The following is a 20,442-nucleotide window of genomic DNA, read 5'->3' as shown; positions in this document are numbered from 1 at the left end:
AGGCCACAACCGACGTGTCGCGTGCGTCCGGATCAAAGGTCGGGGCTAGCGTGGAAGACAGCGGATGTTTGATCGCACCCCCGCCGGCCTTCGTCCGCTCGACGTGCTGAAAGAGGTAGCAATAATGTCCTCCGCCAGGAGAACACGCTCCACCGGTGCCCTGCTTCTGTCCTCCGCCCTGGCCGTTTCCCTGGGCCTGTCGGGCTGCGCCGCGGAATCCGGTGGCCAGGAAGGGCCTCCCGGAGGGGGCGCCTGGGCCTCCGGGCCGGGCCTGGCACCAGACGGCGGATCCGAGGGGCCCTCGGCAGCGGACCAGCGCGAGGCCGCGATCGATGAGGCCAGGACGGCGGCGGCGCACTACGACTACTCCACCGCCCTGGAACAGCTCGAGGATCTCGAGGGCGGGGACGTGTCCGATCTCATCGACAAGATCACCGCGCAGCAGAAGAAGGCGGTGACCTGGGAGGACAACTCGAAGATCTCCCACCTGTTCTTCCACTCGCTGATCGTTGACCCGAAGCGGGCCTTCGCCCCCGGACCCAGTGCGCAGGGATATGCCGACTACATGGTCACGGTCAAGGAATTCAAGGCCATCCTCGCCTCCGTGTACGACAAGGGCTATGTGCTGGTCAACCCGCACGACATCGCCCGCGAAAACGCCGACGGGGAGATGGAATACCGGCCGATCAAGTTGCCGCAGGGCAAGAAGCCGCTGGTCCTCTCCGAGGACGACGTCAGCTATTACGAATACATGGACGGCGACGGCTTCGCCACGAATCTGACCCTGGACGACGACGGGAACATCACCAACACCTACCAGGACCCCTCCGGCACGACGGTCCATGGGGACTACGACCTGCCCACGGTCGTGGACGCATTCGTCCGTGAGCACCCCGATTTCTCCTACCACGGCAGCAAGGGCATCCTCGGACTGACCGGCTACAACGGGGTGCTGGGCTACCGCACCAGCGAGATCGAATACGGGGATGACCCGGAGGTCGACGTGAAGGCACAGACCAGGAAGGCGAAGAAGGTCGCCGGGGCCCTGAAGGACGAGGGCTGGGTCTTCGCCTCCCATACCTGGGGCCACTCCAACGTCACGAATTCGACGATGGCGCGGCTGAAGGCCGACACGAGGAAATGGGACCAGGAAGTCAGCCCCATCCTGGGGGACACCGACCTGCTGATCTTCCCGTTCGGCGCCGACATGTCGGGCATCGCCGCGTATTCCGGGGCGAAGTACGAGCTGTTCAAGAAGGCGGGCTTCGATTTCTACTTCGGCATCGACGCCTCGACCCCCGCCTGGATGCAGCTCACCGACGACTATGTGCGCCAGGCCCGCATCAACGTGGACGGGTTGAGCATGAACGCGGCGCTGAAGGGCAAGCACCACGTCCTGGAGAAGTTCTTCGACGTGGAGGAGGTCATCGACCCGGCCCGGAGCCGGCACGCCCCGAAGGACGAGGAATAGGTCGGCTCAGGCCTGCGCGGCGGTGAACTCCTCGGTGTCGATGGTCCGCTGTTGACCGGGGTTGTACCGGGCGCCGTGGATGGTCTGCGAGTTGATGATCGTCCCGACCTCGGCGGCCGTGGCCTCATCGAGGGCGACGGAACCGGCGTCCAGATTCTCGTCGAGGTGCCCGGTGCTGGTGGTGCCGGGGATGGCATGGACGTGATCGCCCTGGGCCAGGATCCAGGCCAGCGCCAGCTGGGAGCAGGTGAGGCCCAGCCGTTCGGCGACCCGGCGGAAGGAATCGAGCAGTTGAAGGTTGGCCGGATAGTTCTCGGCGGTGAAACGCGGCAACACGTGGCGCAGGTCCTGCTCCGGGAGTTGGGAGGGATCGAGTAGCGTGCCGGCCAGGAAGCCCCGGGAGAGCGGGCTGAAGGCCACGAACGAGGTACCCAGCTCGCGGCAGGCATCCAGCACGCCCAGTTCGGAGTTCCGGGTGGCCAGCGAGTATTCGTTCTGCACGGCGGCGATCGGATGTTCGGTTGCCGCCCGGTAGAGGGTGGCCGTGGAGACCTCCGACAGGCCGATGGCCCCGATGGCCCCTTCGGCCACGAGGTCGGCCAGGGCGCCGACGCTTTCCTCCACCGGCACGTTCGGGTCCAGGCGGTGCAGGTAGTAGAGGTCGATGAAATCGGTGCCCAGCCGGTCCAACGAGGCCTCGGCTTGGGCCCTGATGGTTTCGGGTCGGCCGTCGATGCGTCCGCGTTCTCCCGGAGCCATGATCTCCAACCCGCACTTGCTGGCCAGGAAGTAGTCGTCACGGCGTTTTCCCAAGGCGGCGCCGACGAGTTCCTCGTTGCACCCCCTGCCGTACAGGGTGGCCGTGTCGAAATGGTCCACCCCCGCATCGAGGGCGTGACGCAGGAGCCTGGCGCCGTCGGCGTAGCTCGGGAAGTTCGAATACCCGTGGCTGAGGTTCATGCACCCCAGCCCCAGCGGGTTCACCGGGGAACCCGCCAAATTGCGCATTTTCATGCCCCCTTGTCTAGCACGAGTTACCCGGGAGTTCGAACCCTTGGTGCACAGGGGCGGTGCCGGATCGCTACAGCGGTTCGGACAGCTCCCCGAGCAGCCGGGCCAGGTCCCGCTGGCTGCTGCCGGGCAGGGGGAGCAGCGGGCGGCGTGGTTCCCCGGAATCGATGCCTGCCGCACGGGCCAGGGCGTGGAGGTTGCTGAGTTTGCGCAACGCATTGAATTCGCGCATCAACGGGGTGAGTTCCTCCTGCAGCCGGTTCGCTTCGACGATGTCCCCGTCGACCAGGGCGGCCCGCAGCGCCCCGAAGTGGGCCGGCAGCACGGAAGCCGGTCCGGAATGCCAGGCGTCGGCGGCGAAGCCCGCCTCGGCGATCAACGCGTCCCCGCTCATGCCGTGGCTGAAACCGGGGTGGACGCGGGAGGCCAAGGCCTCGTGGCGTTCGATGAAGGTCGCCAGATCGGCGGCCGTTTCCTTGATCGCCACGATCGTCGGCTCGGTGGCCAGCTCGGCGATGAGGTCCAGGGAGAAGGAGAAGTTGGTGGTCGCCGGGTTGGAATACAGGCAGATGGGCAGATCCGAGGCGGCGGCAACCAGCCGGCACTGGGTGGCGACCTCGTCGTCGTTCAGGGGCACATAGGACACGGTGGAAAGCAGCAGCCCGTCGACTCCTGCCGCCACGGCCGCCTCGACGTGGCGCATCAGTTCGGCGGTGGATACGGCGCTGACCCCTGCATGGACGGGCAGTGCTGGATTGACCTCGCGGACGGTCTCGACGGCGGTGGTGATCACCGCGGCGCGTTCGGCGGCGTCGAGGTAGGCGAAACTACCGGAGGAGCCCAGCACGACGATGGAATCGACCCCCGAAACCGCCAGCGTGGATAGATGACGGCGCAGGGCCGGATGATCGATCGCCCCGGAGTCGTCGAAGGGGGTGACGGGATAGGCAACGAGACCGTGGAATGCACTCATGGCCACACGCTAGCAGGGGCCGGTCGCGGTTTCGTCCAATTCGCGGCGCCGACGCGAGGAGGTACGCTCCGAACACGGTTGATGTTCAGCGGCCGGGCCAACGAACGGGAGGACCCGAATGAAGCGCACCATGCAGGTCAGCGACAGCGTCGACATCAAGGTCGACGCCGAGACGATCTGGACCCAGCTCGCCGACCCCGCCCAGATGCCCCGCTGGAGCCCGGAAAACACCGGGGCCACGACCCCCGCCGTGGGCCGCCCGCTGCAGGTGGGAGAGATCTTCGAGGGGACCAATCGTCGGGGGCGGGCCCGGTGGATCACCCGGTGCGTCGTCACGGCGTCGGACCCGGGGCGACGTTTCGCCTTCGACGTGGGCAGGATCGGTGTCCGTCGGCCGATGCTCCGCGGCAGGATCGCCAGTTGGGCCTACGACCTCGACGACGTTGACGGGGGCACCCGGGTCACCGAGACCTGGACCGATGGGAGGTCTAAATGGCCGGACTGGCTTGCCGGGGCCTTTGACCGCGCCGTCACCGGCGGCCAGCTTTTCGCGGAGTTCCAGCGCAAGAACATCCGTCGCACGCTGAACACGATGCGGGGCGAGTTCGAGCACGACGGCTGAGCCCGCAGGACCTGCCCGGCATCGGGGCGGCTGGCACGGTGAGGCACCAGCCTTGCTGCTTTAGCCGCAGAGCCCCACGAAAGCCCCGAGTTCGGCCAACCCCTCGGGGCGGGTGGGCAGGAAATTGGTCAGTTCGGGGGAACGGACGATGACGGTACGCCATTGTGCCCGCGACACGGCGACGTTGATCCGGTTGCGGTTGAGCAGGAAATCCATGCCGCGTGGGGTTTCCTCGGCGGCGGAGACCGCCATGGACACCAGCACCACCGGGGCCTCCTGGCCCTGGAACCTGTCCACGGTGCCGACCCGGACGTCCTCGTACCCGGCGGCATCGAGGGCCTCGCGGATCACGTTGACCTGGGCGTTGTAGGCGGCGACGACCAGGATGTCCCTGGGCCCCAACCCGCGGACCGGACTGCGTCCGCCGTCGTCCCAGCGCAGCCCCAGATGCCGGCCGACCTGGGCGGTGATCTCCTCGGCCTCCTCGAGGCTGGAGGTCGCGTTGCCGTGGTGCTCCACCAGCACGGTGCCGACTCCCGGGGCGACCCCCTCGAGGTGGCGCCGCGCGGCGGCCGGGGCCGAGGCCAGGCGCCCGGCATAGCTCAGGACCGAGACCTTCGCACACAGGGCCGGGTGCATGCGCCAGGAATCAGGGAGGAAGTAGCCCAACCGTCCCGGGAGGGTGGCGGCCCCTTCGGAAAGCCAGCCCAGTGCCGAATCGTCGACGGGTTCGGGGTGGGTCCCCTGGGTGACCTGGGGCAGCTGCCGCGGATCACCGAGCAGCAGCAAACGGTCCGCGGCCCGGGCGACGGCGAGCGTATTGGCCAGTGAATACTGACCGGCTTCGTCGATCACCAGCAGGTCCAGGCAGCCGGCGGGAACCTGTTTTCCGGTCATCGTCCAGGCCGTCCCGCCGATCAGCGCCCCGCCCTCGGACTCGAGGAGGGCGGCGAACTTCTTGTCATCGGTCACCGACCAGGGGGAGGGGACGAGGGGGTCCTTGGGCTTCTTGGCCACCCGCTCCGGATCGACCCCCGCCTTGCTGATGGCCGCTCCGAGCATGTTCTCCACGACCGCATGGGATTGGCCGACCACCCCGATCTTCCAGCCGCGGTCCAGCAAGGCGGCGATGACATGGGAGCCGACATGGGTCTTGCCGGTCCCGGGAGGGCCCTGGACGGCCAGATAGGAGCGATCCAGGTCGGCGACGGCCTCGGTGATCGCCCCGATATGGTCCCCCCGGCCTTCGTCATCGACGGTGACCGCGGGAAGGCCGTCCAGACTGGCCAGCCGCGGGGTGGACCGGCGCAGGATATCCAGCCCCGGGTGGTGGGGCAGTTTCGGCGGGGTGGTGATCACCGGCAGGGCCTCACCCGGGTCCGAGGTGGGGGAGGGCACCACCAGGGTGGAGCCGACCTGGCGGGCCAGCTCCGCCAACGATTCGCGGATGCTGACGGTCATGATGGGCCGCCCCGGGGTCAGTGCCATGGGTGTCTGCGGGTACGGGGGGATCCTCCCGCTGGATTTCTCGGCGACCGTGAGGACCGTGGCGTGGCCGCTGACCTCCACCGACAATAATGCGGTGTCGAAGATCCCGCCCCGCGCCGCGGGGACCGGATGGCCCTCGGCATCGACCGGGACGTCGGCGCCGGAGGGGACGGGGGGACCATACATGCGGAACCAGTTGGTGCCGGGGCGCAGATCGGTTCCGTCGGAGGCGGTTCCGGTCAGTTCCAGGACGCGGCGTTCGGTGCGGGCGCGCGGTGGCCGGGTCCAGTCCTCGAGGACTTCGGCGGAGTCCACGAGGAAGACTCCCCGGGTTTCGGCCCAGTCCTCGGTGGGGGATTCGAGCCGGTCGAAGTGGCCCCACCAGAACTGCTTGTCCTCGCGCCGGTGGTAGCCGGTGGCGGCGGCGACCATGGCCACTGCGGCGTGGTCGGCCCGTGCCGCCGGGCGGTCCGTGTCCGGAAGGGATGAGAAATCGGCGTCGAGCTCCAGATAGGACTGCAGCCTCAGTTCCTCGGCGCTGGGCTCATACGCGTCCGGTGCCGGGGCCCCGGTGCCGGGCAGGACGCCGGTGGCCGTGCCGGGCGACGGGTCGGGGGTCGGCTCGTCGGCGGCCAGTGAGAGCAGCCAATCACGCAGGCGCAGCGTGGAGAGGCAGTCGTATTCGTTATAGGCGGAGATCGAGGCCAGGGTCGATGCGGCGGCCTCGGTGTTCCCGGCCTCGCGGTCGGCGGCGTAGATCGCATAGGCCACGACCGAGGCCCCCGCGTTGGTGACTCCGTCCCGCGGGCCATCGGCGCCCATGTAGAGCGGTTCGAGCTTCTTGATCGAATAGGAGCTTTCCGAGATGCGCACCGAATGGCGGACGGTGTCATACAGGTCCACCAGCAGGGACTCGCGCAGCCAGGCATCCACGGTGTCTTCCCCGGCGGTGTGCCGGACCGAGAGGTTGCGCAGCGCAGACTTCTCGTAGGGGGCGTAGTGGTAGACGTGCAGGTCGGGCCACCGCTGACGGCGTTGTTGGATATAGTCCAGGAAGTCCAGGAACGCCCGTTTCTCCCCGGCGCGGGAATGCGCCCAGAACGGGCGGAAGACGGGGGTGCCGGTGTCGTGTTCGATGACGCCGAAGAGATACTCGATACCCCAGGTGCCGGTTTCGGGGTCCTGCCAGAGCGGGTCGCCCTCGAAGTCGAAGAAGATGTCGCCGTCGCTGGGGGCCGGTAGCTCGCCGATGGCATGGGTGGGCTGCACACGGTAGGAGACCGTGTGCTCCCCGACGCTGGCGGACCCGTCGAATTCCATCAGCCCGGTCTGGGCCCTGGCTTGTTCGCGGAGACGGCCCAGACCCGAATCCGGGTCCTCTCCGGCGGGGGCCGGCTGCTCGGCGAGTTGATGCATGGTGGTGATGCCCTCGGCCATCAGGGTCCGCCGTCGTGCCGCAGTCATGCCGCCGATGAGCAGCAGGTCATCGTGGGCGGCGACCTGTTCGGCACAGTAATCACAGGTCCCGCACCGCCGCAGTCCGGGACGGTTCCAGTCAACGGTGGTCCCCGCGGCGCGGTGTTCGGCGGTCAGCCGGCGAAAACGCGTCCGGAGCTCGCGGTAGGCGGGCAGCAGATCGGGCATCGGATGGTCGCTGTGTTCGAGGTCGCCCAGCACCAGGGTCGCCACCGGGGAGGGGTCGAATCCCAGACGTTCGAGCTGGTCCCCGTAGGTGGCCAGTTGCAGCAGTGCGGTGACCCGGGCATGGCGGGCCAGTTTCGAGTCCCAGACGGCGTAGCGGCCGTCGGCCCCGCGGACGATGAAGTCGGCGAACCCGAGGAATTCGCCGTCGAAGAAGGTGGCCTGGAAAACGACGTCGGCCCCGAGGGTGAGGGCCTCGGTGGTGTCGGCAGCCAGCCGTTCAAGCGTGGCCCGGTCCATGGTGGGGGCCTTGTTGATCCGGCGGACCCCCGTGCCGCTGGCCTGGTCCCAGGGACCGTGGGTGTGTTCCAGCTGCTCCAGGACCCGTTGTTCGTGGACATCACCGAGGTCCGCGGCGCGGGATGCCATGGCGTCCTCGGGGAAGTCTGGTTTCTCGCGGCGGCCCAGTTTGACGTCGAGTTTATACAGACTCTGGTATTCGCATTCGCTGGCCGTGACCAGATCGGAAGCCGAGAAAACCAAGGGTGGCGGCTCGGTGGCCTCCACGGCATCCAGCAGGAACATCCACACTCCTTCTCATCTCAGCCGCGGACCTACCAACGGACAGGGCTCGAATCTAACAGTGCCGACCGACGCTTCGGGAACCAGGCACGTGCCTCTTGTGCTCCGCGTTGCGGGGAACCTACGGTGGCCGGACAGGACAACCGCCGGGTCACCGGGCAGCAAGCCCGCCCAGGGCCCGGGAAGGGACCAATGGAATCCTGGGGAGGAGCGGGCCATGCTGAAGATCATCACCCCCTTGGCCTGGGTGTTCATGGTCGCGACCATCGCCCTCGGCGCCGTCTCGCTGGCCACGGATGCGGACCTCGTTGCCTATATGCTGCCGTGCCTGGCCCTGGCCGTGGCCCTGTCCGTCCTGCGGCTGACACTGATCCGTCGCAGGCACGCGGAGTCCACGGCCGGCTAGGTTCTTGTCCCCGCCTGCCGGTCCGCCAGGGCTGCCGCAGGCACCGCGGCGGCAGGGGACGGCGAAGGCCCGCCCGGCACCAGGTGCCGGACGGGCCAACGGAATCGTGCAAGACCCGGTCAGGGCCCGACGGGCTGCGCCGCCTCCGGGTTCACGATGGTGACATCCGTGTGGGCGGTACGCCAGATCTCCTGGCTGGCGGAGGCGTCCATGAGCGCGGAGAGCCCGCCATGGGTCGGGGCCCCGATGACCAGGGACCTGGCTTGGATGCGGTTGGCATATTCGGCCACCGCTCGTCCGGCACCGGCATGGTCCTCGGGGCGGCCCGGCCCGGTGCCCAACACGTATCCGGCGGCGCCGACGCCTGCGGCGGCGAGGCGATCCAACTGGGCGCGCACGGCTGCCGACGCCGTGTCCAGGTCCTCGCCGTCGATTGCTGCATCACTGGCGATGACCGATTCCAGGACGTGGATCACGTCGACCCGAAGTTTCGCGGCGGCGGCGACCCGCAGGGCCTTGTCCACGATCCGGTCGGCGGAGTCGGAGGAGCCGATGGCCGCCACGACGGCTCCCTGGAGCCCTTCGGGGACGACGGCGGTGGCTGCATGTTCGACGGGGATGATCCGGCGGTCGGCAATGGCCAGGGCGTCTTCGGGTGCTTCGAGACCCGGTTCCCCGGTGGAGCCTGCCGCCGCTGTATCGGCGGCTTGTGCTTCTTCGGCCTTGCGGAGGAGCTTATGTCCCGACATCAGGATGACCAGGCCGATGACCAGGGCCACGGCGCCGAGGATGAAGGGCACATGCATGTTGTAGTGCTCCACCAGTTTGCCGGCGGCCAGCGGGGCCAGGCCGCCGCCGATGAAGCGGACGAAGCCGTAGGCGGCCGAGGCGACGGAGCGTTCGACCGGTGAGACGGTCATGACGGCCTGCGTGGTAACCGTGTTGTTGATGCCGATGAAGATGCCGGTGGCGATGACCGCCGGAATGAGCACCGAGGTGTTGTGCACCCAGATGCCGATGATCAGGATCGTCACGGCGAAGAGCGAGAGGTTCATGTACAAGGTGCCGGCGATGCCGAGCTTGCGCTGCAGCCAGGGGGCCCCGAAGACGGAGAACCCGGCGACCAGGACACCCCAGCCGAAGAACACGAAGCCCAGGTGGATCGCGTCTAGGCCCATCGGGAAGGGGGCGTAGCCCAGCACGGTGAAGAACGCCCAGTTGTAGAACAGGGCCATCAGCGACATGGTCAGCAGACCGCGGTGGCGCAGGGCCTTCAGCGGATCCAGGATGGAGGTCTTCTTCACGGGTTTGGGCGTGGGCTCCACCAGCACGATGGTGGCGATCAGGGCGATGAGCATCAGGCCGGCGACCCCGAAGAAGGGGCCGCGCCAGGAGATGGAGCCCAGCAGGCCGCCAACCAGCGGCCCGGCGGCCATGCCCAGGCCCAGGGCCGCCTCGTAGAGCACGATGGCCCCGACGAAGCCGCCGCTGGCCGAGGCCACGATGACCGCCAACGAGGTGGCGATGAACATCGCGTTGCCGACACCCCACCCGGCGCGGAAGCCCACGATGCCGTCGATGGACCCGGAGAAGCCGGCCAGGGCGGCGAAGATGACGATGATCGTCAGGCCGTAGACCAGGGTGCGTTTGGCCCCGATGTGGCTGGAGATCCACCCGGTGAAGAGCATCGCGACGGCGGTAACCAGCAGGTAGCTGGTGAACAGCAGCGTCACCTGGCTGGGCGAGGCCTCCAGCTGTTCGGAAATGGCGGGGAGGATGGGGTCCACCAGGCCGATCCCCATGAAGGAGACGACGCAGGCGAAGGCCAGCACCCAGACGGCTTTGGGTTGTTTGAAGGGACTGGCCGGCCGGGAAGGGCTGGTCGTTGGTGCTCCGGTCATCGGTGCTCCAATCGAGGGATATGGGATGGGTTGGTGCTGTGCTTATTTGCCGTCGGGGCGTTGGTCGGGGGCTGCGTCGATGAGCCGGCGCAGGGCCCCGGTCGCGGCGATGATCGAATGCTGATCGGTGGCATCCAGTGCGGCCAGCAGCTCGGCGACGCCTTCGCTGCGGCGTTGGCTCCGGGCGGCCAGGGCTGCCAGGCCGGTGTCCGTGATCGAAATCAGGACGGCTCGACCATCGCTGGGATCGGGGACCTGCTGGACCAGGCCTTCGCGTTTGAGCCGGCCGACGGCCTGGGTCATCGAGGGCTGGCTGACGCCCTCATGGGCGGCCAGTGCCGTCAGGCGGGCGTCTCCATGGCGTTTGAGCGAGGCCAACGCCGAGTAGACGGTCAACGAGTAGTTCCCGGGTGGGGTCAGCCGCCGGGAGAGTCGGAAGAGTTCCTCCAGCAGCCCGGCCACGTCGGAGATTTCCTCCGGCTCGGGGGCCCGCGTCATGTTTTGCATAAGTTATTTATATCAAAGACCTATGGAATTTAAGAAATAATGTGTCCTGGGGAACGACGCCAGCGGGTCGGGTCGGCCCTTCAGCGGTTCGTTTCGTCGTGGAAGGTCTGGTCGCGTTCGCGCACGGCTGCCTCGCGGAAGCTCTGCTCCACGCGGGTGTAGGCGTCGCGGGCCACCGCCTTCCAGAAGGAGAGGGCCAACGACGGATCATCGGCCTCGAGGTGGGCGATGGCTTCGGCGGGCAGTACCTTGAGCTGGACCCGCCCCTCGGCCGTGACGCGCAGGGACTGGCCGCGGTCCCCGCCCAGGGCGATTTCGCCGAAGGTCATGCCGGCGCCCAGGGTCGCATGGCGGAACCGGTGTCCCTGTTGGGTGCTGGTGGTGGCCACCTTGCCCGAGAGGATGAAATAGACGCCGCCGAACTTCTGTCCCACCCGCCGTATGACCTGCCCGTCGTCGTAGGTGCGTTCCTCCATATGCGTTTCAAGGGCAGTGATCTGTTCCGGCTCCAGGGGCCCCACGGCGGGGAAGTCGGGCAGCCGTACGACGTCGGGGACCAGCCCGGGGCCGCCGTGCAGGGCAATGATCCACTCCTCGGCCCACTCCACCGCGTCGTTGCGGGTGCCGAAGACGGGGACGTCGTTGCGCCCGGCGGTCATGGCATCGGCGATGACCCCCTCGGTTTCGATCAGGATCAGCCGGCGTTTCTCCTCGACCAGCCCGTCGCGCACCTCGGAGAGCATGGTCAGGGCCACATCCCCGACCTCGTCGATCCGGCGCACGTCCAGGATCACCAGCTCCACCTCTTCGGGCAGCGCACTGATGGCCCGGACCATCGACTCGGCGCCGGCGAAGAGCAGGTCCCCGTTCAGTTCGAGGATCTGCGCCCGGTGCCCGTGCTCTTCGAGCACCGCCGCGGCGTCGTCGTTGTGGCGGACCCCGGAGGGAGCCTCGGTCAGGTCGTAGCGTTCGCTGATGACCGAGCGGCCCATGCGGGCCGCCCGGACGAAATGCAGTTCCATGTCCGCGGCCATGCGTTCGGAGGCGGCCACCCCGCGCACGGGGGAGCCGTGCTCGTTCAACGGCGGGGAATAGACCGCCAAGCCCAACTGGCCGGGAAGGACCGCCAGCAGGCCGCCGCCGACCCCGGATTTGGCGGGCATGCCCACGGCGCTGGTCCACGATCCGGCGTCGTCATACATGCCGCAGGTCATCATCACCGAAAGCACCCGCTGGACCGAATCGATCCCCATGACCTCCTTGCCGGTGAGTGGCTGCGTGCCGCCGTTGGCCAGGGTGGCGGCCATGAGGGCCAGATCCCGGGCGTTGACCATCACCGAGCATTGGCGGAAGTAGTTGCGCAGCGCCTTTTCCGGGTCGTGTTCGATGACGTTGAAGCTGCGCAGCAGGTTGGCCATGGCCCGGTTGCGGTGGCCGGTGCGGATCTCCGAGCGGTAGATCGATTCGCGGACCTTCAACGGCCGGCCGGCGAAATCCGAATAGGTGGCCAGGATCCTCTCGAAGCCCTGGCGTCCGCCCGAGCCCTTGATCAGCGAGGTCGCGGCGATGGCCCCGGCGTTGATCATCGCGTTGGCCGGCCGGCCGGTGCCCTCGGAGAGCGAGATCTCGTTGAAGGCATCACCGGAGGGTTCGACGTCGATCTTCTCGTCCACCGCGTCCGGGCCCAGGTCCTCCAGGGCCAGGCCGTAGGTGAACGGCTTGGACACCGATTGGATCGAGAACTCGGTATCGGCATCGCCGACCTCGTAGACGTAGCCGTCGACCGTGGCCAGGCAGATCGCGAAGTCGTCGGGGTTGCCATGGGAGGTCGCGGGGATGTCCTGGTAGGGGGTCCCGTCGCGCAGGCTCGACAATTCGGTGTGCAGCCGTCGCAGGTAGCTCTCGATGGGGGATTGCATACCCACACAGTAGCGGCAGCGCCGGGGCCCCGGCGGGCGAAACCCCGGCCCCGGGACTAGACGATCCGGGCGAGCGCCGCCAGCAGGTCCTTCACGCGCCGGTCCTGGTCCTCGGAGAGCATCTCGTTGATCAGGAAGGAGAAGCCGATGTTCTTGCCCGGCCAGGCCCCGTGGAGTCCGCCGCCGGCACCGGAATGTCCGAAGGCCGGGGCCACGGGGCCGTAGGTGCCGATCGGGTCGGCGAGCTCGTAGCCGAGGCCGAAGCGCAGCGGACGGTCGTTGACCGCGTCGACGCCTTCGGACCAGGTCCCGGTGGCGTCGGCCAGGGCCGTGGGATCCACCAGGGTCTGTCCCGGGGCGGCCAGCTGGGAGTAGAGGCTGGCCATGGATTCGGCGGTGGCGATCCCTCCGCCGGCAGCCAATTGCCCGCGGCGCATCTCCACCGAATTGAAGCAGTCCTTCTCCCCGGTGAGCGAGCCCGCATACATCCGGTCCACGATCCGGCGTCGTTCGGCATCCTTGAGGAAGGTGCTGATCGCGTAGTCATCGGCCCGGAAGATGGTCGCGACCCTTCCGTCGAGTTCCGGGGGCAGTCCCAGGTGCAGGTCCAGGCCCAACGGCTCGGCAAGCAGTTCGCGGATGAGGGTGCCGATGTCCTGGCCGGTGGCCCGGAGCAGCAGCTCGGCCATCAGGTACCCATAGGTGATCGCATGGTAGGCGACCTTCGTCCCCGGTTCCCACAGCGGGGCCTGGGCGGCCAGGATGGAGGCGTTGAGCCGGTTGTCGTACCTGGTGTTTTCCCCGTCGGGTTCGGGGTCCACATAGACCAGCCCGACCGTGTGGTTCAGCAGCATCGACACCGGCACGTCGGCCTTGCCGGCTGCGGCGAACTCCGGCCAGTAGTCGGCGACCGGACGGCGGACGTCGAGTTGGCCGCGGCCGACGACGATCGCGGCTACGGTCGCCACGAGGCCCTTGGTTCCCGAGAACAGCACGGCACGGGTGTTTTCGTCCCAGACGGCCGGGCCGGCCAGTCCCGGTGCCGGGTCCATTCCGGCCTTCACCGTCGTGCCCCCATGGAAACGGGCCACGGGGGCGCCTTCGCGGTAGACACAGAAGGACATCCCGCCGGCGCTGGCCTGGAGGTGTTTGGCGAACGTCTCCTGCAGCATGGCGAAGTCCGCCGCGGGCAGAGCCGCATCGTTATGGGATTGCAGGGTGAGGGATGCCGAACCGCCCGCTGGTGAAGGCGCTGGCGAGGTGTCGGTGGGCATGGTGGGAGCTTCCTTAGAACGTGGGGACATGGTCGAGCAGCTGACGGGTGTAGGCGTGCTGCGGGTTGTTCAGCACCTCTTCCGTGGGGCCCAGATCCACGATCAGTCCGCGCTGCAACACGGCCAGCCGTTGGGAGATATGCCGGGCCAAGGCGATGTTGTGGGTGACGAAGAGCATCGACATCCCGGTGTCCAACTGCAGGGTGCGCAGCAGGTCCAGGATGGAGGCCTGGACGGAGACGTCCAGGGCGGAGGTGATCTCGTCGCAGACCAGGACCGAGGGCGCGTTGACCAGGGCGCGGGCGATGGCAGCACGCTGGCGCTCGCCACCGCTGAGTTCGCCCGGCCGGCGGTCCAGGTAGCTGGAGCCCAGCTTGACCTGGTCCAGCGCCTCGTGCACCAGGGTGCGGCGTTTGCGCCGACTGGATATCCCGGCCATCTCCAAGGGCACCTCCACCGATTCGCAGATGCTGCGCCGCGGATTCAGTGAGGAGAAGGGGCTTTGGAACACGTACTGGATCGCTTGGCGCTCTTCGGCGGTGCGCCCACGGGTCCCCTCGGCCAGTGCGGTGCCACGGAGCGAAACGGTGCCGTGGTAGTCGTCGTTCAGTCCGGCGATGCACCGCGAGAGCGTGGTCTTGCCCGACCCTGATTCGCCCAGCAGCATCATCGACTCGCCCGCCTCGAGTGTGAGGTCGATTCCGTCGAGGATCCGGGCCGGACCGTAGGACAGCTCCAGCCCCGAGACCGAGAGGACCTCGGTGGACGACGACGTTGCGTCCGCGGAAGACTCTGCTGCCGAGGCTTCGGGGATGGTGTTGATACGCGGCTCCCCGGGGGCGTGGGGCCCGGGGATCAGCAGGGGTTGTTCCCCGGTGATCGCCTCCACATCGCCCACCCGGCGTTTGCCGGCCAGGTCGGGAACCGCGGCGAGCAGTTTGCGGGTATAGCGGTGCCGGGGCGAGAACAACACGTCCTGGATGGAGCCCCGTTCGACGACGTCGCCGGACAGCATGACCAGGACCTCGTCGGCGACCGTGGCGACGACGGCCAGATCATGGGTGATGTACAGGCCCGCGACCTGATGCCGTTCGGCCATTTCGTGGATGGTTTCCAGGACCAGTGCCTGCGTGGTGACGTCCAGGCCGGTGGTCGGTTCATCCAGGATCATCACCGAGGGACGGCAGGCGAAGGCCATGGCGATCCCCACGCGCTGCTGCTGTCCACCGGAGAGCTGGTGGGGGTAGCGGCGGCGGTAGGCTGCATCGTTCTGCAGGCCGACCTCGGTGAGGACCTCGTCCACCCGGGCGGCGCGCTCGTGGTCGTTCGCACCAAAGCCGTGGACCTGGAGCGTCTCCAGGACCTGCTCGCCGATCCGCATGGCGGGGTTCAACGACAGCGCGGGGTCCTGCGGGACATAGGAGATGGATCCGCCCCGCAGGACCCGGACCTTCGGGGCGCTGAGCTCGAGCAGGTTGCCCGAGGCCTCTTCGCTACCCAGATGGACGGAGCCGGCGGTCAGTTTCAGGCCCTGGCGGAAATGACCCATGCAGGCCAGGCCCGCGGTGGTCTTCCCCGATCCGGATTCCCCGACCAGCGCCAGGATCCGTCCCGGGTGCAACTCGAAGTCGATCCCGTGCAGGATCTCCTTGCCGGCCAGCGTGGCGACCCGCAGGTCGGTGGCCCGCAGTGCCGCGACGGTTGGTGCTTCGTTCTTCACGGTGTCCATGTTCATTCTCCCGCGTTCAGGTTGGCCGAGGCCCGTGCCAGGGAATCGGTGAGGAGGTTGGTCCCGACGGTCAGGATGGCGATGGCCACCACCGGCAGGATGACGCCCCAGGGTTGGACGGTCAACGCAATGCGGTTCTCGTTGATCATCAGGCCCCAGTCGGCGGTCGGTGGTTGCATGCCCAGGCCCAGGAAGGACAGGGCGGCGACGAAACCGATGGAGTACGTCATGCGCAGGCCCAGTTCCACCATGAGGGGGCCGGTGATGTTCGGCAGCACGTCCTTGAGCAGGATCTTCCATTTCGGGACGGCATACATTTCCGAGGCGCGGACGAAGTCCTCGGTGATCACCGAGGCGGTCGCCGAACGGGTCACCCGGGCGACCCGGGGGGCGTGGGTGATGCCGATGACGGTCACCAGGACCCAGCCCTTGGGGCCCAGGACGGTGATCGCCAACAGGGCGAAGACCAGCTGCGGCAAGGCCAGCAGGACGTCGTTGGAGCGCATGATCAGGTTGTCGAGCCAGGGCCGTGAGTAGGCGGCGGCCATGCCGATCACCACACCGACCACCATGCCCAGGGCGGTGGCCAGGGCCGCGTAGGCCAGCAGCCGTAGTCCACCGTCGAGGAAACGGCTGAGGATGTCGCGGCCGAGGTTGTCGGTTCCGAAGATGCCGTCCGGTTGGAACGGCCTACCGGAGAAGGAGGTGCTGGTGAATCCGGTGGCCCAGGGAAGCAGCAGCGGGCCCACCAGGGCCACCAGCAGCACGATCCCGGTCAGCACGGCGCCGATCCTGGCCTGCTTCTGGCGCATCATGCGCCGGAACAACCCGGGGGCGGAGGAGACTTCGTCGTCGATGGCCGATCCGGCCATGTCGGTGGGGGTGTTGTTGGTACTCATCGGGCGGACTCCGTCCTGAGCTTCGGGTTGGTGGCTATGCCGACGATGTCGGCCAGCAGGTTCACCACGATGTAGGCGGCGGCGATGAGCATCGAAATCGCCTGGACGACTTGGACGTCACGGTTGGACACGGCGTCGACCAGGGCCTGGCCGATGCCCGGGTAGCGGAACAGGAACTCGATGACGACCACGCCGCCGGCCATCCACGCCAACTGGATGGCGACCACCTGGGCCACGGGGCCCAGCGCATGGGGGACTGCGTGGCGCAGGATCACCGTGCGCTCCGGGACGCCCTTGAGTCGGGCCATTTCCACGAAGCCGGAATCCAGCACCTCGATCATCGTGGCACGCATCATCCGCACGATGTAGGGGGTGACGACCAGGACCAGGGTCAGGGCCGGCAACACCAGCTGCAGCGGATAGTTCCAGACGGGTTCACCCGGCGGGGCCAGGGTGACGGAGGGAAGGATCTTGAAGACCGTGGTGGAGAAGAGCGTGATCATCACGATGCCGATGACGAACTCGGGCATCGCGGCCAGGACCAGCGAAGTGGTGGTCGCGACATGGTCGGCGAAGCGGCCACGACGCAAGGCACTGTAGGTGCCCACGATGATGCCCACCGGAATGCTGATGACCGCGGCGATGCCCATCAGGACCAGCGAGGCGGTGATGCGCTCGCCGATCAGGGCGGAGACCGGGCCGGCGGTGGCCGCCGAGTAGCCGAAGTTGCCGGTGAACAGTCCTCCGAGCCAGGAGAGGTAGCGCATGACCACCGGGTCGTTGAGGTTCATCTGCTCACGCAGCGCCTCGAGCCGTTCGGGGGTCGCCTGTTGGCCGAGCACGGCTTGGGCCGGGTCTCCGGGGAGCAGCAGGGTGGCCACGAAGACCATGATGGAGACGACCAGCAGGATCAGCACGCTGACCAACAGGCGTCGGGAAACGAGTTTGAGGATCATTTCGTGCCTCCCATCCACACACGACGGAATTCGTAGCCGGACAGGGCCAGCCCGGTTTTATTGGGTACCAGTCCGGCGACATAGTGCTGGAAGGCATCGGCCTGGTTGGGGTGTCCCCAAATGATGTATCCACCTTCGTCGTAGAGCAGGCGTTGGGCCTTGGCGATCTGCTGGTTGCGTTGGTCTTCGTCCACGGTGGCCTTGGCCTGGTTGACGAGGTCGACGAAATCGGCGTTGTCCCAGTGGGTTTCGTTATAGGGGGAATCCTTCAGCAGGGAGTTGTCCACCTGCGGCAGGAAGTTGCGGGTGTAGTAGAAGTCCTGGGCGAAGTCCCATTGGAGGTAGTCGTCGCCGAAATAGGTGGTGGTGTCGGTGCGGCGGATCTTGACCCTGATCCCGGAGGCCGCCGCCTGTTGGGCGAAGACCTGGGCCGCCTCGACGGCGCCGGATTGGATGGGGGCCGTGACGAGCTCCACGTCCAGTCCGTTGGGGTACCCCGCCTCGGCGAGCAGGGACTTGGCCTTGGCGATATCCTGCGTGCGCTGGGTCAACCCGGTCGTTCCGGGGTCGAAGGGGGCGAAGACGTCGTTGCCGATGGTGCCGTGGCCGCTGAGGACCTGCTCGATCATCTGCTCCCGGTCCACGGCGAGCTTGAAGGCCTGCCGGACCCGGACGTCGTCGAAGGGTTTGCGGTCCACCCGCATGGTGAACGGCAGCCACATGCCGGTCTCCGAGTTCAGGATCCCGATACGCGGGTCCGAACCGATGACTTCGGTCAGTGCCAACGGGATCTGTCCGATCGCGTCGACCTGGCTGGACAGCAGGGCATTGATCATCGCGTCGTCATCATCGAAGTTCAGGATGGCCAACTCGTCCAGATAGGGCTCGTGATCGCGCCAATAGCCGTCGTTGCGGGAGAAGACCGACTGCCGGCCGGGCGAGAAGCTCTTGACCTTGAAGGGGCCGGTTCCCACCGGCTTCGCGGCGTCGTAATCCGCGGGGACGATCCCCATCGAGTATTGGCCCAAGGAGTCGTCGAAGGTCGCCGACGGGGAGTTCAACCGGAATTCAACGGTGTCCTTGCCCACGATCGCGACCTCGTCGAGGACGACCAGCGCCGTGGCACCGGATTTGGGATCCTCGGGATCGGTGATGCGCTTGAACGTGGCGACGACGTCTTCGGGCCGCACCGGGCGTCCATCATGGAAGACGACTCCTGGACGCAGTTTCACGGTCCAGACCATCGCCTTTTCATCCGGCGTCGCACTCAGCGCCAGCAGCGGCTGCAGGTCGTAGTTCTCATCCCGGTACAGCAGTGCTTCGTAGAGGTTGACCACGCGGGCGATATCCGTCGTGTTCACCGGGATGTGGGCGTCCAGGGTGTCTGAGGCGCCACCTCCGGAGAGCCCGACGCGCAGGGTCCCGCCGGTTTGTGGATTGCCGGTCGGTGCCGCAATGACCGAGGGCTGGGCCCCGCAAGCGGTCAGCACGGCGCCGAGGCCGAGGGCCATTCCGCTGCCGAGCAATGCCCGGCGGCTGAATCCCTCAGGCCCGGAACGTCGGGCGCGGGCTGCCGGGGGAGGCATGGGAAAGAGGGAAGGTGGGGAGGAAGTCACGGTGGGGCTCCTGGAGTAGGCGGATGGCTAGCAGGTGATGGATCGGCCGCTCCAGTCCGGGGGGTCATCGCGATGGATTTCGATGGCGTCCAGGATGTCCTGTCCGAAGGGAAGGGTCTTCCCCGTTTCCTGGCTCACATGCAGCCCCAGGATCTCCTCGGTGGCAATCACCGCGCCATCGACCCGCATGGTGTGGGCCAGATGCAGCTTCTTGGCCCCCGAGCCGGCCACCGTGGTGGTGACCTCCAGTTCGGCGCCGAGACCGGTTTCATCCAGATACCTGACGTGGGCCTCCACGGTGTACAGCGAATTGGAGGTGGCCTCCCGGTAGACGGGGCCCAGGCCCAGCGTCTCCATGGCCGCATCGGTGGCGAAACCGAAGACGAGGACGTAGTAGGCCTCGGAGAGGTGGCCGTTATAGTCGATCCATTCGGGCAGGACAGCCGTGGAATACGGTTCCAGCGCCACCTAGACCGCCGCCTTCGGTGCCGCCTTCAGCTCCCCGATCACGGTGCGGACGGCGATGATGGCCGCGTCGCGTTCGGCGACCAGATCGGCGAAGCCGCGCTCGCCGGCTTCCTCGTCGCAACCGGCGATGACGTCATCGCGCAGCTTCCGGGTCAGTTCCGGGGCATCGAGCCGGGTCCACGGCGACTTCAAGGAGGGGCCGAAGTGGTCCAGCATATGGGCCATGCCGCCGGGCCCACCGGCCAGATGGAAGGTGAGCATGGGGCCTTGGATCGGCCAGCGCAGGCCGGGGCCATCGGTGATGGCCAGATCGATCTGTTCGACCGTGGCCTCGCCGTTGTCGATCATATGCAGGGCCTCGCGCCAGAGCGCCTCCTGCAAGCGGTTGGCGATGAAGCCCGGGACCTCACGGTCCATGGTGATCACCGACTTGCCGATGAAGTCATACCACTGCGAGGCCCAGGCCACCGCTGCCGGATCGGTGCCTTCGGCGCCGGCGACCTCCACGAGGGGGATCAGGTACGGCGGGTTGAAGGGATGGCCGACGACCAGGCGTTCGGGGTGGGCCGCACGTTGGTTCATCTCACTCATCCCGTAACCGGAGGTGGAGGAACCGATGACGACGTCGGTGTCGGTCACCGCGTCGATCCGGGCCAGCAGATCCGATTTGAGGTCCAGGTCCTCGGGGGCGCTTTCCTGGACGAACCCGACACCGGACACGGCGTCGGCGAGTTCGGCGTGGACGGACCAGTTGTCCTTGGAAGCATTCGGTGCCAGACCCAACTGGGTCAGCGCCGGCCAGGCGGCATCGATCAGCGCGGCCAACTTGTCACCGGCATCGGCGGAGGGGTCCCAGGCCTGGACGCGGAAACCGCGGGACAGGAAGTAGGCGGCCCAGCCGCCACCAATGGTGCCGATGCCCACGCAGGCCACCGTTTCGACGTCGTGCAGGTTGGGGTAGTTGCTCATGAATCAGGCC

16 protein-coding genes are annotated in these 20,442 nt (G+C 67.5%); 3 read left to right on the top strand and 13 right to left on the bottom strand.

Translation table 11 applies throughout. The features are described from left to right. Positions 1–124 precede the first annotated feature (124 nt). Positions 125–1,471 carry a polysaccharide deacetylase family protein gene (locus ACT3UE_RS03310; protein WP_444566261.1) on the top strand — a complete coding sequence of 449 codons (1,347 nt, stop codon included), beginning with the start codon at positions 125–127 and terminating at the stop codon, positions 1,469–1,471. A 6-nt stretch (positions 1,472–1,477) separates the two neighbouring features. On the opposite strand, the gene ACT3UE_RS03305 is transcribed toward ACT3UE_RS03310, so the two are convergent. After that, positions 1,478–2,485, bottom strand: coding sequence for an aldo/keto reductase (locus ACT3UE_RS03305; RefSeq protein WP_444566260.1), 1,008 nt, complete (start codon positions 2,483–2,485; stop codon positions 1,478–1,480). A gap of 67 nt (positions 2,486–2,552) precedes the next feature. After that, the gene (locus ACT3UE_RS03300; RefSeq protein WP_444555038.1) at positions 2,553–3,455 is read right to left on the bottom strand and encodes a dihydrodipicolinate synthase family protein; all 903 of its coding nucleotides are present in this window, start codon (positions 3,453–3,455) and stop codon (positions 2,553–2,555) included. Between the two features lie 118 nt (positions 3,456–3,573). Between ACT3UE_RS03300 and ACT3UE_RS03295 the strand changes: the two genes are divergently transcribed. Then, complete coding sequence (locus ACT3UE_RS03295) at positions 3,574–4,077, top strand: SRPBCC family protein (protein WP_444555039.1); 504 nt, start codon at positions 3,574–3,576, stop codon at positions 4,075–4,077. 60 nt (positions 4,078–4,137) lie between these two features. Here the strand turns inward: ACT3UE_RS03295 and ACT3UE_RS03290 are convergent, their stop codons facing one another. Continuing rightward, the gene (locus tag ACT3UE_RS03290) at positions 4,138–7,791 is read right to left on the bottom strand and encodes a TM0106 family RecB-like putative nuclease (protein WP_444566259.1); all 3,654 of its coding nucleotides are present in this window, start codon (positions 7,789–7,791) and stop codon (positions 4,138–4,140) included. A gap of 214 nt (positions 7,792–8,005) precedes the next feature. Between ACT3UE_RS03290 and ACT3UE_RS03285 the strand changes: the two genes are divergently transcribed. After that, positions 8,006–8,194 carry a hypothetical protein gene (locus ACT3UE_RS03285; RefSeq protein WP_444555041.1) on the top strand — a complete coding sequence of 63 codons (189 nt, stop codon included), beginning with the start codon at positions 8,006–8,008 and terminating at the stop codon, positions 8,192–8,194. A 119-nt stretch (positions 8,195–8,313) separates the two neighbouring features. On the opposite strand, the gene ACT3UE_RS03280 is transcribed toward ACT3UE_RS03285, so the two are convergent. The 10 genes from ACT3UE_RS03280 to ACT3UE_RS03235 form a co-directional block, all read right to left on the bottom strand. Further along, complete coding sequence (locus tag ACT3UE_RS03280) at positions 8,314–10,095, bottom strand: MFS transporter (RefSeq protein WP_444566258.1); 1,782 nt, start codon at positions 10,093–10,095, stop codon at positions 8,314–8,316. A 42-nt stretch (positions 10,096–10,137) separates the two neighbouring features. Further along, on the bottom strand, positions 10,138–10,602 hold the full coding sequence (locus tag ACT3UE_RS03275) for a MarR family winged helix-turn-helix transcriptional regulator (RefSeq protein ID WP_444566257.1): 465 nt from the start codon (positions 10,600–10,602) through the stop codon (positions 10,138–10,140). A gap of 80 nt (positions 10,603–10,682) precedes the next feature. Then, positions 10,683–12,521 (bottom strand): glutaminase A, encoded by a 1,839-nt coding sequence (gene glsA, locus ACT3UE_RS03270; RefSeq protein WP_444555044.1) that lies wholly within the window; start codon positions 12,519–12,521, stop codon positions 10,683–10,685. A 56-nt stretch (positions 12,522–12,577) separates the two neighbouring features. Further along, a complete protein-coding gene (locus ACT3UE_RS03265; protein WP_444555045.1) occupies positions 12,578–13,795 on the bottom strand; it encodes a serine hydrolase domain-containing protein in 1,218 nt (405 codons plus the stop codon). A 13-nt stretch (positions 13,796–13,808) separates the two neighbouring features. Beyond that, positions 13,809–15,524 (bottom strand): ABC transporter ATP-binding protein, encoded by a 1,716-nt coding sequence (locus ACT3UE_RS03260; RefSeq protein ID WP_444555046.1) that lies wholly within the window; start codon positions 15,522–15,524, stop codon positions 13,809–13,811. A gap of 2 nt (positions 15,525–15,526) precedes the next feature. Next, on the bottom strand, positions 15,527–16,423 hold the full coding sequence (locus tag ACT3UE_RS03255; RefSeq protein ID WP_444555047.1) for an ABC transporter permease: 897 nt from the start codon (positions 16,421–16,423) through the stop codon (positions 15,527–15,529). Further along, complete coding sequence (locus ACT3UE_RS03250; protein ID WP_444555048.1) at positions 16,420–17,379, bottom strand: ABC transporter permease; 960 nt, start codon at positions 17,377–17,379, stop codon at positions 16,420–16,422. Before ACT3UE_RS03250 ends, ACT3UE_RS03255 begins: the two co-directional genes overlap by 4 nt. Beyond that, positions 17,376–18,995 carry an ABC transporter substrate-binding protein gene (locus ACT3UE_RS03245; RefSeq protein WP_444555049.1) on the bottom strand — a complete coding sequence of 540 codons (1,620 nt, stop codon included), beginning with the start codon at positions 18,993–18,995 and terminating at the stop codon, positions 17,376–17,378. The genes ACT3UE_RS03250 and ACT3UE_RS03245 overlap by 4 nt, the downstream gene beginning before the upstream one ends. Before the next feature lie 27 nt (positions 18,996–19,022). Then, positions 19,023–19,463, bottom strand: a complete 441-nt coding sequence (locus ACT3UE_RS03240; RefSeq protein ID WP_444555050.1) for a thioesterase family protein — start codon at positions 19,461–19,463, stop codon at positions 19,023–19,025. Further along, positions 19,464–20,432: a 3-hydroxyacyl-CoA dehydrogenase NAD-binding domain-containing protein gene (locus ACT3UE_RS03235; protein WP_444555051.1), complete on the bottom strand. Its 969-nt coding sequence runs from the start codon at positions 20,430–20,432 to the stop codon at positions 19,464–19,466. It lies immediately after the preceding gene. Positions 20,433–20,442: the final 10 nt, after the last annotated feature.

It is taken from the genome of Arthrobacter sp. 179 (genome assembly GCF_052379645.1).
In the GTDB taxonomy this organism is placed as follows: Bacteria; Actinomycetota; Actinomycetes; order Actinomycetales; family Micrococcaceae; genus Arthrobacter_H.
This window is presented reverse-complemented; position numbering and strand designations above follow the sequence as displayed.